This window comes from Streptomyces sp. AgN23, assembly GCF_001598115.1.
Classification (GTDB): domain Bacteria; phylum Actinomycetota; class Actinomycetes; order Streptomycetales; family Streptomycetaceae; genus Streptomyces; species Streptomyces antimycoticus.
The window spans coordinates 1,002,913-1,019,717 of record NZ_CP007153.1 but is presented as its reverse complement, the minus strand read 5'-3'; the positions used below and the strand labels follow the sequence as shown (position 1 = coordinate 1,019,717).

The window sequence follows — 16,805 nt, the reverse complement described above, 5'->3', positions numbered from 1 at the left end:
GGCGATGCGGCCGGTGGCGGAGAGCCGGCTGCTCGAAGTGGCCGGTGGCGGCCGGAGCGATGCGCTGTTCCGGCTGGACTGGAAGGAGCTTCCCCTCCCCACGGGGACCGTCGGCTCGCAGGCTCTGTCCTGGGCACTGCTGGCCGGCCACGACGAGCCGCGGCTGAGCGCCGCGCTGACCACGGCCGGTGTGCCACCGCAACGCCATCGGGACCTTGCCTCCGTCGGCCAGGTGCCAGATGTGCTGGTCCTGCCGTGTCTGCCCGAGTCGGATGACGGTCCGGCCCCCGAAGCGATCTCGTCCGCCCTGCGCCGAGTGCTGGGAGTGGTGCGGGACTGGCTCGCCGACGCGCGATTCACCGACACCCGTCTGGTGGTGCTCACCCGCCGCGCGGTGGCCACATCCACCGGAGACGACGTGGAGGATCTGGCGGCAGCCTCCGTACGGGGGCTCCTGCGCACGGCACAGCAGGAGAACCCCGACCGGCTCGTCGTGATCGACCACGACGATTCGGACCTTGGGGTTCTGCCCTCGGTGCTCGCGATAGGGGAACCCGAAGCGGCCATTCGGACCGGGACGGTACTGGTGCCCAGACTGGTCAAGGCGCCCGGACCGGTCGGAAAGGCCCCCGCCTGGGACACCGGCACCGTACTGATCACCGGCGGGACGGGGACCCTCGGCGGTCTCGTCGCACGCCACCTGGTGACCGCCCATGGCGCGAGTGACCTGGTGTTGGCCAGCCGCGGCGGTGCCACGGCGGCCGGCGCCGCGGACCTGGCCGCCGAACTGGAGGCGCTCGGTGCCCGGATCCGCATCGCCGCCTGTGATGTGGCCGATCGGGCCCAGCTGACCGCGCTGCTTGCCACTATTCCGGCGCTGCGCGCCGTCGTTCACACCGCCGGGGTGCTGGACGACGGTGTCATCGGCTCGATGACGGCCGAACGCATGGAGACCGTCCTCCGGCCGAAGGCGAACGCGGCATGGCACCTGCATGAGCTGACACGTCGGCTGGACCTGGACGCGTTTGTGCTGTTCTCCTCCGCCACCGGAGTGCTGGGCAGCGCCGGGCAGGGCAACTACGCCGCGGCCAACGCCTTCCTCGATGCCCTGGCCACCCACCGACGGGCCCAGGGACTCACCGCGGTGTCGGTGGCGTGGGGCCTGTGGCAGCAGCGCAGTGGCCTGACCGCACACCTGTCGGAGGAGGACGTGGCCCGGATGGCCCGCACGGGCGCCGTTCCCCTGTCCGACGAGCGTGGTCTCGAGCTGTTCGACACCGCATGCCGGAGTGGCGAAGCCACTCTCGTGGCCACCCCGCTGCACCTGCGGGCGGTGGTGGCCACCGGCACGGTGCCGCCCGTGCTGAGCGTGCTGGCACCGACCCCGCCGCGCCGGGCCGCCGAGGCCGGTGACGGTGGGGTGGCGCTCCGGCACAGCCTGGCCGAGATGGCGGACGCGGAACGGAGCCAGACCGTACTGGCGCTGGTACGGGGGCAGGTGGCCGCGGTGCTGCGGCACCCGGACGCGTCGGCGATCGATCCGGCGCGGACCTTCCAGGAGATCGGCTTCGACTCGCTGACCGCGGTGGAGCTGCGCAACCGGCTGGGTGCCACCACCGGAATCAGGCTGGCCGCGACCGCGATCTTCGATTATCCGACCCCGGCGGCGCTGGCGGACCACGTGCTCGCCGAGGTTGCGCCGGAGACCGCCGACCCGGTCGCGGCCCGGCTCAGGGAGCTGGACAAGGTCGCCGCCATGATTTCGGTGATGGCGGAGGACGACACCATGCGCGAGCAGTTGTCCTCGCGGATGGAGACCATCGTTTCGATGTGGGCCGACCTGCACCGTCCGGAGCGGTCGAGCAACGCTGAGGGAGACCTGGAATCGGCCTCGCTCGACGACATGTTCGGAATCATCGACCAGGAACTCGATGGGTCATGAGCAGCGAGAACGTCCGATCGGGGATCGAGGGGACTGGCACGGGGATGTCGAACGACGAAAAGGTACTCGAGTACCTCAAGAAGCTCACCGCCGATCTGCGCCAGACGCGTCAGCGCCTGGCGGATGTCGAGGCCAAGAGCCGCGAGCCGATCGCGATCGTTGGCATGAGCTGTCGTTTTCCGGGTGGAGTCAGCTCGCCGGAAGACCTGTGGCGGCTGACGGAGTCGGCGGTGGACGCGGTCTCCGGCTTCCCCACCGACCGTGGCTGGGACCTGGACGGCCTGTACGACCCGGATCCGGATCGTGCCGGCCGGTCGTACGCCCGAGAGGGCGCGTTCCTCCCCGACGCCGGCCACTTCGACCCCGGCCTCTTCGGGATCTCGCCACGTGAGGCGCTGGCGATGGATCCGCAGCAGCGGCTGCTGCTGGAGGCATCCTGGGAGGCTCTGGAGCGGGCGGGCATTCCGACCGACTCCCTGAAGGGCAGCCGGACCGGGGTGTTCGCCGGACTGATGTCCTCCGACTATGTATCGCGGCTGTCGGCCGTTCCGGACGAGCTCGAGGGATACGTCGGAATCGGCAGCGCGGCGAGCGTCGCGTCCGGCCGGGTGTCGTACACGCTGGGGCTCGAAGGTCCGGCGGTGACGGTGGATACGGCGTGTTCGTCGTCGCTGGTGGCCTTGCATTTGGCGGTGCAGGCGCTGCGGAACGGTGAGTGTTCGCTAGCGCTTGCGGGTGGCGTCACGGTGATGGCGACACCCGGCACCTTTGTCCAGTTCTCCCGTCAGCGCGGCCTGGCCGCCGATGGGCGGTGCAAGGCGTTCGCGGCGGCGGCGGACGGCACCGGCTGGGGTGAGGGTGTGGGGATGCTGGTGGTGGAGCGGTTGTCCGATGCTGAGCGTCTTGGGCATCGGGTGTTGGCGGTGGTGCGGGGTTCGGCGGTGAATCAGGATGGTGCGTCGAATGGGTTGACGGCGCCGAATGGTCCGTCGCAGCAGCGGGTGATCCGGCAGGCGTTGGCGAATGCCCGTTTGTCGGCGGTGGATGTGGATGCGGTGGAGGCGCACGGTACGGGTACGGCGTTGGGTGATCCGATCGAGGCGCAGGCGTTGTTGGCCACGTATGGCCAGGATCGGGATCCGGGTCGGCCGTTGTGGTTGGGTTCGGTGAAGTCGAATATCGGTCATACGCAGGCGGCGGCGGGTGTGGCCGGTGTGATCAAGATGGTGATGGCGTTGCGGTATGGGGTGTTGCCGCGGACGTTGCATGTGGATGAGCCGTCGCCGCATGTGGATTGGTCGGCTGGTGGGGTGGAGTTGCTGACTGAGGAGGTGGTGTGGCCGGATGTGGATCGGCCGCGTCGGGCGGGTGTGTCGGCGTTCGGGGTGAGTGGGACGAATGCGCATGTGATCGTGGAGCAGGGGCCTGTGGTGGTGGAGGCGGCTGGGGGCGAGCGTGTGGGGCTGCCTGCTGTGCCGTGGGTGGTGTCGGGTGTGGGTGAGGCGGCGGTGCGGGCGCAGGCGGAGCGGTTGCGTGGGTTTGTGACGGGTGATGCTGGGCTGGATGTGGTGGATGTGGGGTGGTCGTTGGTGGCTGCTCGTTCTGCGTTGTCGCATCGTGCGGTGGTGGTGGGTGTGGATCGTGATGAGTTGTTGGGTGGGTTGGGTTCGGTGGTTGTGGGGGCTGCAGTGGGTGGTGGGTTGGGTGTGGTGTTTGCGGGTCAGGGTTCGCAGCGGTTGGGGATGGGGCGTGGGTTGTATGAGGCGTATCCGGTGTTTGCCGGGGCGTGGGATGAGGTGTGTGGGGAGCTGGATCGGTATTTGGAGCGGCCTTTGGGTGAGGTGGTGTGGGGTGATGATGCTGGGTTGCTCGGTGGGACGGCGTATACGCAGGCGGGTTTGTTCGCGCTTGAGGTGTCGTTGTATCGGCTGGTCGTCTCGTGGGGGGTGAAGCCGGATTATCTGCTGGGTCATTCCATTGGTGAGTTGGCTGCGGCGTGTGTGGCGGGTGTGTGGTCGTTGGAGGATGCGGCGCGGGTGGTGGCTGCTCGGGGTCGTTTGATGCAGGCGCTGCCGTCGGGTGGGGCGATGGTTTCTGTGGCGGTGTCTGAGGGTGAGGTGCGGCCGCTGCTGACCGGCGGTGTGGCTGTTGCGGCGGTGAATGGTCCCGAGTCGGTGGTGCTTTCGGGGGATGCGGATGAGGTGGCCGAGGTTGCGGGTGTGTTGGCTGGTCGGGGGGTGCGGACGCGGTGGTTGCGGGTGAGTCATGCGTTTCATTCGTCGCGTATGGACGGGATGCTGGCGGAGTTCGGTGAGGTGCTGCGGGGGGTGGAGTTCCGGGCCCCGAGTGTGTCGGTGGTGTCGAACGTATCCGGTGTGGTGGCGGGCGAGGAGGTGTGCTCCCCGGAGTACTGGGTGCGTCATGTGCGGGAGACGGTGCGCTTTGCCGATGGGCTGGAGACGCTTCGTGGGCTGGGTGTCGGTTCCTTCCTGGAGCTGGGACCGGACGGCACGTTGACCGCTCTGGCTGATGGTGATGGTCTGCCCGTACTGCGTCCGGATCGCCCGGAGCCCCTTACCGCGATGGCCGCTCTGGGCGGGCTGTACGTCCGGGGTGTGGAGGTGGATTGGGCGGCGGTGTTTCCGGGGGCTCGGCAGGTTGAGTTGCCGACGTATGCGTTCCAGCGTGAGCGGTTCTGGCTGGAGTCGGCGGTGGTTGAGCCCGTGACCAGTGCCGTTGACGCGGCGTTCTGGGACGCGGTCGAGCGTGGGGATGCGGAGGTTCTGGGGGTCGATGCTGAGCAGCCGTTGAGTGCCGCGCTGCCTGCCTTGGCGTCCTGGCGGCGGGCGCGGCGGGAAGAGTCGGTGGTCGACGGCTGGCGGTATCGGGTGACCTGGACCCCGGTTGCGGGTCCCCCTGCGCAACTCTCTGGGCTGTGGTTGGTGGTGATCGAGCCCGACGGAGCGGAGACGGACGTTGTCACCGCGCTGCGTGCCGCCGGAGCCGAGGTGCGCGTTGTCACGGTCGAGGAGCTGGACGTGGGCCCGGTCGCGGGTGTGGTGTCGCTGCTGTCGGTCGAGGCGACGGTGTCGCTGGTGCAGGCACTCGGGGTGGCTCGGGTCGATGCGCCGTTGTGGTGTGTGACCCGGGGTGCGGTCTCTGTGGCGGACGGGGATGTGGTGGATCCGTACGCGTCGGCGGTCTGGGGGCTGGGCCGCGTGATCGGGCTGGAGCATCCGGATCGTTGGGGCGGGCTGATCGACCTGCCCACCTCATGGGACGATCGGACCTCCGGTCTGTTGTGCTCGGTGCTTTCAGGCGCCACGCGTGAGGATCACACAGCGATCCGGGGCAACGAGGTCTTCGGCTGTCGTCTGAGCCGTGTGACGACGTCGGGTCGGGGGCAGTCCGCCGCCTGGGAAACGTCGGGGACCGCGCTGATCACCGGTGGAACGGGAGCCCTGGGGAGCCATGTCGCCCGATGGCTCGCAGGTACCGGCGTGGCAGAGATCGTGCTGACGAGTCGGCGAGGCTCGGACGCTCCCGGAGCTCGGGAACTGGTCGCCGAACTATCGGCCATGGGTGTGTCGGCCCGCACCGTGGTGTGTGATGTGGCCGATCGGGATGCGGTTGCGGAACTGCTCGGGGCGATCCCGGATCTGCGCGTGGTCGTCCATGCTGCGGGAGTCCCGAGCTGGGGCCCGTTGAGCGATCTGACCGCAGAGGACCTTGAGGCCGGCATGCGGCCGAAGGTCATGGGCGCCATCCACCTGGATGAGCTGACGCGCCACATGTCCTTGGATGCTTTTGTTCTGTTCTCGTCGGTTGCGGGGGTGTGGGGGAGCGGTCGTCAGTCGGCGTATGCGGCGGCGAATGCGTTTTTGGATGGGTTGGCGTGGCGGCGTCGTGGTGTGGGGTTGGTGGCGACTGCGGTGGCGTGGGGTATGTGGGATGGCGGTGGTATGGCTGTTGGGGGTGAGGAGTTCCTGGTTGAGCGTGGTGTGTCGGGGATGGCGCCGGGGTCGGCGGTGGTGGCGTTGCGGCGGGCGTTGTGTGATGGCGAGACGGCGCTTGTGGTGGCGGATGTGGACTGGGAGCGGTTCGGGGCGAGGTTCACGGCGCTGCGTCCGAGTCCCCTGCTGAGCGAGCTGATAGCCGACACCGTCGACTTGGGGACTGGCGCGGGCGAATTCGCGGCCCGTCTCCACACCCTGTCCGAGGGCGAGCGTATGCGCGCGGCCATCGAGCTGGTGCGTGTTTCTGCCGCGACGGTGCTGGGGCACCCGGGCCCTGAGGCGATCGACCCCGGCAGGACGTTCCAGGAAATCGGCTTTGACTCGTTGACCGCGGTGGAGCTGCGCGATCGAATTGCCACAGCCACCGGCATCCGACCGCCCGCCACGATGATCTTCGACTATCCGACTCCCGTGGCTCTGGCCGAATATCTGAACGTGGAATTGCTCGGCGAGCCGCGGGAGAGTGTGCCGCCGCTGCAGGTGGTCGCACCGGATGACGACGACCCCATCGTCATTGTCGGCATGAGCTGCCGCTTCCCCGGGGATGTCGAATCTCCCGAGGACTTGTGGCGGCTCGTCGATTCCGACGGCGACGCCATCACGGCCTTCCCGGCGGACCGTGGATGGGATCTGACCGGCCTCTTCGACGCGGCTGCGGGGGAGTCGGACACGTCGTATGCGCGTGTCGGCGGATTCGTCCACGACGCGGGCGAGTTCGATCCCGGCCTCTTCGGTATCTCGCCGCGTGAGGCGCTGGCGATGGACCCGCAGCAGCGGCTGCTGCTGCACGCGGCATGGGAGGCGTTAGAACGGGCGGGTGTGCCGGTCGCCTCGGTCCGGGGCAGTCGGACGGGAGTGTTCGTGGGAGCCTCCCCGCAGGGCTACGGCGCTGCCGACGCATCGGAAGGCTACTTCCTCACCGGCAGTTCGGGCAGCGTGATTTCGGGTCGGGTGTCGTACACGCTCGGGCTTGAGGGTCCGGCGGTGACGGTGGATACGGCGTGTTCGTCGTCGCTGGTGGCATTGCATCTGGCGGTGCAGGCGCTGCGGAACGGTGAGTGTTCACTGGCGCTTGCGGGTGGCGTGACGGTGATGGCGACCCCCACTGCTTTCGTGGAGTTCTCGCGTCAGCGCGGGCTCGCTGCCGATGGCCGGTGCAAGTCCTTTGCCGCTGGTGCGGATGGGACGGGTTGGTCGGAGGGTGTGGGGATGCTGGTGGTGGAGCGGTTGTCCGATGCTGAGCGCAACGGGCATCGGGTGTTGGCGGTGGTGCGGGGTTCGGCGGTGAATCAGGATGGTGCGTCGAATGGGTTGACGGCGCCGAATGGTCCGTCGCAGCAGCGGGTGATCCGGCAGGCGTTGGCGAGCGCCGGACTTTCGGCGTCGGAGGTCGACGCGGTGGAGGCGCACGGTACGGGGACGACGCTGGGTGATCCGATCGAGGCGCAGGCGTTGTTGGCCACCTACGGTCAGGACCGGGATCGGGAGCGGCCGCTGTGGCTGGGTTCGGTGAAGTCGAATATTGGTCATACGCAGGCGGCGGCGGGTGTGGCCGGTGTGATCAAGATGGTGATGGCGATGCGCCACGGCGTGCTGCCCCGGACTCTGCACCTGGACGAACCGTCGACCCATGTGGACTGGTCGGCCGGTGCAGTGGAGCTGCTGACCGAGCAGGTGGCGTGGCCGGATGTCGACCGGCCGCGTCGGGCGGGTGTGTCGGCGTTCGGGGTGAGCGGGACGAATGCCCATGTGATCGTGGAGCAGGCGCCTGTGGTGGTGGAGGCGGCTGGGGGCGAGCGTGTGGGGCTGCCTGCTGTGCCGTGGGTGGTGTCGGGTGTGGGTGAGGCGGCGGTGCGGGCACAGGCGGAGCGGTTGCGTGGGTTTGTGGCCGGGGATGCTGGGCTGGATGTGGTGGATGTGGGGTGGTCGTTGGTGGCTGCTCGTTCTGCGTTGTCGCATCGTGCGGTGGTGGTGGGTGTGGATCGTGATGAGTTGTTGGGTGGGTTGGGTTCGGTGGTTGTGGGAGTTCCGGTCGGTGGTGGGTTGGGTGTGGTGTTTGCGGGTCAGGGTTCGCAGCGGTTGGGGATGGGGCGTGGGTTGTATGAGGCGTATCCGGTGTTTGCTGCGGCGTGGGATGAGGTGTGTGGGGAGCTGGATCGGTATCTGGAGCGGCCTTTGGGTGAGGTGGTGTGGGGTGATGATGCTGGGTTGCTCGGTGGGACGGCGTATACGCAGGCGGGTTTGTTCGCGCTTGAGGTGTCGTTGTATCGGTTGGTCGTCTCGTGGGGTGTGAAGCCGGATTATCTGCTGGGTCATTCCATTGGTGAGTTGGCTGCGGCGTGTGTGGCGGGTGTGTGGTCGTTGGAGGATGCGGCTCGGGTGGTGGCTGCTCGGGGTCGTTTGATGCAGGCGCTGCCGTCGGGTGGGGCGATGGTCTCTCTCCAGGCCGCTGCGGCCGAGGTGCTTCCGCATCTGGCCGGTTACGAGGGCCGGGTGAGCGTGGCGACGATCAACGGCCCGGCGGCGACCGTCATCTCCGGTGATGAGGAGGCGGTACGTGCCGTCGAGGAGGTGTTCATCGGTCGGGGGGTGCGGACGCGGTGGTTGCGGGTGAGTCATGCGTTTCATTCGTCGCGTATGGACGGGATGCTGGCGGAGTTCGGCGAGGTGCTGCGGGGGGTGGAGTTCCGGGCCCCGAGTGTGCCGGTGGTGTCGAATGTGTCGGGTGTGGTGGCGGGCGAGGAGCTGTGTTCGCCGGATTATTGGGTGCGTCATGTGCGGGAGACGGTGCGGTTCGCTGACGGGCTGGAGACGCTTCGTGGGCTGGGTGTCGGTTCCTTCCTGGAGTTGGGTCCCGATGGCACGTTGACCGCTCTGGCCGGTGGCGATGGTGTGCCGGTGCTGCGTCCGAGCCGTCCGGAGCCGACCGCTGCCATGGAGGCTTTGGGCGGACTGTTCGTCCGGGGTGTGGAGGTGGATTGGCGGGCGGTGTTTCCGGGGGCTCGGCAGGTTGAGTTGCCGACGTATGCGTTCCAGCGTGAGCGGTTCTGGCTGGAGCCGTCACCGGTCCAGCCCGTGACCAGCGCCGTGGATGCGGCGTTCTGGGACGCGGTCGAGCGTGAGGATTTCGGTTCGTTCGGTGTCGACGCCGAGCAGCCGCTCAGCGCGGCTCTGCCCGCCCTGGCGGCATGGCGCCACCGTCGCCAGGAGAGGTCGCTGGTCGAATCGTGGCGGTACCGCCTCGACTGGTCCCCGATCGGGGAAGTTCCTGAGCAGCCGAGTCTGCGTGGCACGTGGTTGGTGGTGGGCGCTGACGGTGCCGAGGTGGCTGTCGCGTTGCGGTCGGCCGGTGCGGATGTCCGGGTCGTGAGGGCGGTGGAGCCGGGGGATGTGGGGGTCGCGGGTGTGGTGTCGTTGCTGTCGGTCGAGGCGACGGTGTCGCTGCTGCAGAGCCTCTTGGTGGCCGGGGTCGATGCGCCGTTGTGGTGTGTCACCCGGGGGGCGGTCGCGGCGGTCGATGGGGATGTGGTGGAGCCTGACCTGGCTGGAGTCTGGGGTCTCGGCCGTGTGATGGGTCTGGAGCATCCGGATCGTTGGGGCGGGCTGATCGATCTGCCGGCGGTCATGGACGATCGGGCGGGGGAGGTATTGGCCGCTGTCCTCGCCGGTGGGACGGGTGAGGATCAGGTCGCGATCCGTGCCGTCGGGACGTGGGCCGCCCGTCTGGTACGGGCGGAGCGGACCGTTGCGGTGTCGGCCGCGTGGCGTGGTCGTGGTGCTGCGCTGGTGACGGGTGGTACGGGGGCGTTGGGTCGCCATGTGGCGCGTTGGTTGGCGGGTAGCGGTGTGGAGCGGGTCGTGCTGGCGGGTCGGCGGGGGGCCGAGGCTCCGGGCGTTGCGGAGTTGGTGGCCGAGCTGGGGGATCGAGTGCGTGTGGTGGCGTGCGATGTCGCTGATCGTGAGGCGCTTGCGGCTCTCCTGGGGACGATTCCGGATCTGCGTACGGTGGTGCATGCGGCGGGTGTCCTCGACGACGGTGTGCTCGAATCGCTGACCCCGGAGCGGATCCGCGAGGTCATGCGGGTCAAGGCCGACGGCGCACGCCATCTTCACGAGTTGACCCAGGACACCGTCCTCGACGCCTTCGTATTGTTCTCCTCGGCCGCGGGAACCGTGGGCAATGCGGGTCAGGGGAGTTATGCGGCGGCCAATGCGGTGTTGGACGGGATGGCTTGGCGGCGTCGGGCGGAGGGGCTGGTAGCCACATCGGTGGCCTGGGGTGCCTGGGCCGGCAGCGGCATGGGGGCCGGGCACGCACGGGCCATGGCGCCACCACTGGCACTGGCCGCCCTTCAGGGAGCTTTGGACGACGACGAGACCGCACTGCTGATCGCGGACATCGATTGGGAGCACTTCGGCTCGCGGTTCGCCGGGGCGCGGCCCAACCCGCTGCTTGGTGATTTGCTGGGTGGCGCCGCTCGCCGCGCGCTCGTGGCGGACGAGTTCGTCGACCGACTGCAGGGCCTCCCCCCGGTCGAGAAGGAACGGGCGGTCCTTGAGCTCGTACGTGGGCAGGTGGCCGCCGTTCTGGGGCATGCCACCCCGGCGGCAATCGACCCCGCGGCCACATTCCAGTCAGCCGGTTTCGACTCTCTGACCGCGATCGAACTCCGCAATCGACTCATGGCGGCCACAGGCGTACAGACACCTGCCTCGGTCGTGTTCGACTACCCCACGCCGGAACTCCTCGCCGGCCACCTGCGGGAGCAGCTGCTAGGGGTGGGATCGGCAGCGCTCTCGGCTACGGTCGCCACGGCTCCGGTGGATGACGACCCGATTGCGATCATCGGCATGAGCTGCCGGTTTCCTGGTGGGGTCGACTCGCCCGAAGAGCTGTGGCGACTCCTGGAATCGGGAACGGACGCCATATCCGCCTTTCCGCTGGATCGGGGCTGGGATCTGGTCGGTGAAGCCGATGGCGCCTGCGTCGGGGCGGGTGGTTTCCTCTACACGGCTGCCGACTTCGATCCCGCCTTCTTCGGGATCTCGCCGCGTGAGGCCGTCGCGATGGATCCGCAGCAGCGGCTGTTGCTGGAGGTCGCCTGGGAGGTCTTCGAGCGGGCCGGGATCGCCGTGGACGCGCTGCGAGGGAGCTCCACCGGAGTGTTCGTCGGCACCAACGGTCAGGATTACGCGGCCCTCGTCGGTAACGCGCCACAGCGTGCGGACGGCCATCTGGCCACCGGTAGCGCGGCGAGCGTGGCGTCCGGTCGGCTGTCCTACACCTTCGGGCTCGAGGGCCCGGCCGTCACCGTGGACACGGCGTGTTCGTCGTCGCTGGTCGCCATGCACCTGGCCGCGCAGGCGCTGCGCGCAGGCGAATGCGGTATGGCGCTCGCGGGCGGCGCGACGGTGATGGCCACGTCCACCGCGTTCGCCGAGTTCTCCCGCCAGGGGGCGTTGGCTTCCGATGGCCGGTGCAAGGCGTTCGCGGCGGCGGCGGACGGTACCGGCTGGGGCGAAGGTGTGGGCATCCTCTTGCTGGAGCGGCTGTCCGATGCCGAGCGGAACGGCCACCGGGTGCTGGCCGTCATGCGTGGTTCCGCCGTCAACCAAGACGGTGCGTCGAATGGGTTGACGGCGCCGAATGGTCCGTCGCAGCAGCGGGTGATCCGGCAGGCGCTGGCGAATGCCCGTTTGTCGGCGGCGGATGTGGATGCGGTGGAGGCGCACGGTACGGGGACGACGCTGGGTGATCCGATCGAGGCGCAGGCGTTGTTGGCCACGTACGGTCAGGGCCGGGATCCGGAGCGGCCGCTGTGGTTGGGTTCGGTGAAGTCGAATATCGGTCATACGCAGGCGGCGGCGGGTGTGGCCGGTGTGATCAAGATGGTGATGGCGATGCGCCACGGTGTGCTGCCACAGAGCCTCCACATCGACGAGCCCACTCCCCACGTGGACTGGACGGCCGGACGGATCGCACTGCTCACGGAACCATCCCTCTGGCCTCAGAGGGGAGTGCCGCGACGGGCCGGGGTCTCCTCGTTCGGCGTAAGTGGCACCAATGCGCATGTCATCCTCGAACAGGCATCCGCGGCGGCCGAACCCGAGACGGTGCGGACGACCGAACCCTCAGCCGTTCCGTGGGTGCTGTCGGCACGGAGCGAGGCGGGGTTGCGAGCCCATGCCGCCAGGCTTCGGTCCTTTGTGAGCACCGATGGTGGCGTACAGCCGGTCGATGTCGGCTGGTCGCTGGCATCGACCCGAGCGATGCTGTCTCACCGTGCGGTGGTCGTGGGGGCCGACCGCGCTGAGCTGTTGCGTGGTCTGGACGCGGTGGCGAACGGTACTCCCGACCGAGGAGTGGTGACCGGCGAGGCCGGATCGCCCACCGGAGTGGTGTTCGTCTTCCCGGGTCAGGGGTCGCAGTGGGTGGGGATGGCGTTGGAGTTGGCGGAGTCCTCGCCGGTGTTCGCGGGGCGGTTGGGTGAGTGTGCGGATGCGTTGGCTTCGTTGGTGGAGTGGTCGTTGTGGGATGTGTTGGGTGATGAGGTGGCGTTGGGTCGGGTGGATGTGGTGCAGCCGGTGTTGTGGGCGGTGATGGTGTCGTTGGCGGAGTTGTGGGGTTCGTTTGGTGTGGTGCCGTCGGCGGTGGTGGGGCATTCGCAGGGTGAGATCGCGGCGGCGTGTGTGGCGGGTGGTTTGTCGCTGGAGGATGGTGCGCGGGTGGTGGTGTTGCGGAGTAAGGCGTTGCTGGCTTTGTCGGGTCGGGGTGGGATGGTGTCCGTTCCGGTGTCCGCGGACTGGCTTCGTGACCGTCCCGGGTTGTCGGTGGCGGCGGTGAATGGTCCGGTGTCGACGGTGGTGTCCGGGTCGGTTGAGGTGCTGGATGCGGTGTTGGTGGAGTTCCCGGAGGCGAAGCGGATTCCGGTGGATTACGCGTCGCATTCGGTGCAGGTGGAGGAGGTCCGGGGGGAGCTGGCGGAGGCTCTGGCGGGGGTGGAGCCGTGTAGTGGGCGGGTGCCGTTCTATTCGACGGTGACCGGGCGGCTGATGGATACCGCGGAGCTGGATGCCGGGTACTGGTACCGGAACCTTCGCGAGACCGTGGAGTTCCGGTCCACGATCGAGGGGCTGCTGGAGCTCGGTCACACGGTGTTCGTGGAGGCCAGTCCGCATCCGGTGCTGACCATCGGCATCCAGGACACCGCCGACGCCACCGACACCCCCATCATCACCACCGGATCGCTGCGCCGCGACGACGGCGGCCTGGTCTCCTTCCTCACCGCGCTGTCCGAACTGTCGGTACGAGGGGTGACGGCAGACTGGCGGCAGGCGTTCGGAGGGACCGGCGCCCGGCATGTCGACTTGCCGACCTACCCATTCCAGCGGGAGCGCTTCTGGGTCGAGCCCACTGCCGCGGACGTGGTCCGAGACGGGGACACCAGCGCGGACAGCGAGTTCTGGGCAGCCATCGAGCGCGAAGACGCCGTATCGCTGGCGACCGTTCTCCAGGTCGATGACGCGTCGCTGGGTGGCCTGCTGCCCGCCTTGTCGGCCTGGCGTCGCCGACGGCACGAGAGGTCCGCGGTGGAGGCGGTTCGGTACCAGGTCAACTGGAAGCCGCTCGCCGACGACCAGGCCGCGATGTTGTCGGGCTCTTGGCTGGTTGTGGTTTCCCAGGCGGACGCTCAGCACGAGTGGGTCTCCGGCGTCTGCGAGGCCCTCGCTCAGCACGGGGCCGAGCCAGTGGTGTGTCCGGTGGACGAGCGACACATGGATCGTGCTGTGCTGTCCGCCCAGCTGACGAGCATGACCACTTCGAGCAGCGCGACCGGCCGGAGCAGCGCGACCGGCACGAGCAGCGTGACGAATGTCGGGGGCGTGGTGTCGCTGGTCGCCCTGGACCAGCGGCCGCACCCGCACTTCGACTCCGTACCCGTCGGTTTCGCGATGACGGTGCTGTTGGCTCAGGCTTTGGGCGACGCGGGTGTGGAGGCCCCGCTGTGGAGCTTGACCCAAGGAGCCGTGTCGACCGGGCCCGGGGACACCCTCGTCGAGCCCGCACCGGCATCGGCGCTGGTGTGGGGCGTCGGCCGAGTGATCGCGCTCGAGCAGCCACTGCGCTGGGGTGGTCTGATCGACCTGCCGACCGGCGTGAACGCGAGGGCATGCGCACAGCTGGCAAGGGTTCTGTCAGGTGCTTCGGGCGAGGACCAGGTCGCGCTCCGGGCGGTGGGGACCTTCGGGCGCAGGCTCGCCCATGCCCCCGCGTTGCGGACGGACTTGCCGTCCTGGAATCCGAGCGGGACCGTACTGGTCACCGGAGGGACCGGGGCACTGGGCGGCCATATCGCGCGGTGGCTGGCGCAGCAGGGCGCGGAGCACCTCGTGCTGACGAGCCGGCGCGGCACGGCCGCGCCCGGGGCGTCCGAGCTCGTCGCGGACCTGGAGGTGGCCGGAGCGGCGGTGACGGTGGCCGAGTGCGATGTGGCCGACCGTGCCCAACTGGCCGCGTTGATAGCCGAGGTAGGTCCGCTGACGGCTGTGGTGCACACGGCCGCCCTGCTGGATGATGCGACGGTCGAGTCCCTGACCACCGAGCAACTGCACCGGGTACTGCGCGTCAAGGCCGACGGTGCGATGCATCTGCATGAGCTGACCCGCGACATGGAACTGTCCGCGTTCGTGCTCTTCTCCTCCTTGTCCGGGACCGTCGGTACACCAGGGCAGGGCAACTACGCACCGGGCAACGCCTTCCTCGACGCGCTGGCCGAGTGCCGCAGGGCCGAGGGCCTGGTGGCGACCTCCGTGGCCTGGGGCCTGTGGGCCGGTGGCGGTATGGGGGAGAGCGAAGCCGGGGAGGTGGCCCGGCGGCATGGCGTTCCGGCACTCTCCCCCGAACTGGCGGTGGCCGCTCTCCGTACGGCCATTGAGCAGGGCGACACGGTGGTCACCGTCGCCGACATCGAGTGGGAACGCCACTACGCCGCCTTCACCGCGACCAGGCCCAGCCCCCTGCTCGCCGACCTTCCGGAAGTACGGCGACTCGTCGACGCGGGGGCCGCTTCCGCCGTCGAGAAGACGGGTGTTGACCGGTCCGGACTCGGCGAGCGTTTGGCCGGGCTCGACGGGGCCGAGCAGCGGCGACTGCTGCTCGACATGGTGCGCCGCAACGTCGCGGTGGTGCTCGGGCATACCGACCCGGAGAGCGTGCCGTCCCATCGCGCTTTCAAGGAACTCGGCTTCGACTCCGTGACAGCGGTCGAATTCCGCAACCGACTGGGTGCCGCGACCGGTCTGCGGCTGCCGGCCACTGCCGTTTTCGACTACCCGACCCCGCTCGCCCTGGCGGAATACGCGTCCTCCGAACTGCTGGGGACGGCCGCAGAGCCCCTGGGCGCCGAGCCCCTGCGCACCAAGCCGAGTGGGTCCCTCGTGGACGACGATCCGATCGTGATCGTCGGAATGAGCTGCCGCTTCCCCGGCGGGGTGAGTTCGCCGGAGGACCTGTGGCGCCTTCTCACCGAGGGCGGGGACGCGATGTCGGCCTTCCCCGCGGACCGTGGCTGGGATCTGTCCGGGCTCTTCCACAGCGACCCCGGTCACCCGGGGACCTCGTACACGCGGACGGGTGGCTTCGTACATGACGCGACCGCGTTCGACGCCGGGTTCTTCGGTATCTCCCCCCGTGAGGCGACCGCGATGGATCCGCAGCAGCGGTTGCTGCTGGAGGCGTCGTGGGAGGCGTTCGAGCGGGCGGGGATCGATCCCCGGTCGCTGCGGGGCAGCACGACGGGAGTGTTCGCTGGTACCAACGGCCAGGACTATGTCAGCCTTTTGGGCGGAGATCAGCCACAGGAATTCGAAGGCCATGTCGGAACGGGTAATTCGGCGTCGGTAATGTCCGGCCGGATCGCCTATGTCCTGGGCCTCGAGGGACCGGCACTGACGGTGGATACGGCGTGTTCGTCGTCGCTGGTGGCGTTGCATCTGGCGGTGCAGGCGCTGCGGAACGGTGAGTGTTCGCTGGCGCTTGCGGGCGGTGTCACGGTGATGGCGACGCCGAGTCTGTTTGTGGAGTTCTCCCGTCAGCGCGGCCTCGCCGCGGACGGTCGGTGCAAGGCGTTCGCCGGGGCGGCGGACGGCACCGGTTTCTCCGAGGGTGTGGGGATGCTGGTGGTGGAGCGGTTGTCCGATGCTGAGCGCAACGGGCATCGGGTGTTGGCGGTGGTGCGGGGTTCGGCGGTGAATCAGGATGGTGCGTCGAATGGGTTGACGGCGCCGAATGGTCCGTCGCAGCAGCGGGTGATCCGGCAGGCGCTGGCGAGCGCCGGACTTTCGGCGTCGGAGGTCGACGCGGTCGAGGCGCACGGTACGGGCACCACGCTGGGTGATCCGATCGAGGCGCAGGCGTTGTTGGCCACCTACGGTCAGGGTCGTGATCGTGAGCGGCCGCTGTGGCTGGGCTCGGTGAAGTCCAACATCGGACACACCCAGGCGGCCGCGGGTGTCGCCGGACTCATCAAGATGGTTCTGGCCCTGCGTAACGGGGTGTTGCCGCGGACGTTGCATGTGGATGAGCCGTCGCCGCATGTGGATTGGTCGGCTGGTGGGGTGGAGTTGCTGACTGAGGAGGTGGTGTGGCCGGATGTGGATCGGCCGCGTCGGGCGGGTGTGTCGTCGTTCGGGGTGAGTGGGACGAATGCGCATGTGATCGTGGAGCAGGGGCCTGTGGTGGTGGAGGCGGCTGGGGGCGAGCGTGTGGGGCTGCCTGCTGTGCCGTGGGTGGTGTCCGGTCAGAGCGAGGCGGCGGTGCGGGCTCAGGTGGAGCGGTTGCGCGCGTC

Annotated in this window: 2 protein-coding genes (both only partly in view); both read left to right on the top strand. The window is 68.9% G+C overall.

All coding sequences use genetic code 11. The features are described from left to right. Positions 1–1,942 carry the end of a type I polyketide synthase gene (locus AS97_RS46850; RefSeq protein WP_247204234.1) on the top strand. 19,370 nt of this gene lie to the left of the window's left edge, so 1,942 of the gene's 21,312 nt are visible here — the last part of the coding sequence; its start codon lies beyond the left edge, outside the window; the stop codon is at positions 1,940–1,942. Beyond that, positions 1,939–16,805 carry the 5' end (the start) of a type I polyketide synthase gene (locus AS97_RS46845; RefSeq protein WP_247204233.1) on the top strand. The gene runs 18,598 nt beyond the window's last position, so only the first 14,867 of its 33,465 coding nucleotides appear in the window; its start codon is at positions 1,939–1,941; the stop codon falls past the right edge of the window. The genes AS97_RS46850 and AS97_RS46845 overlap by 4 nt, the downstream gene beginning before the upstream one ends.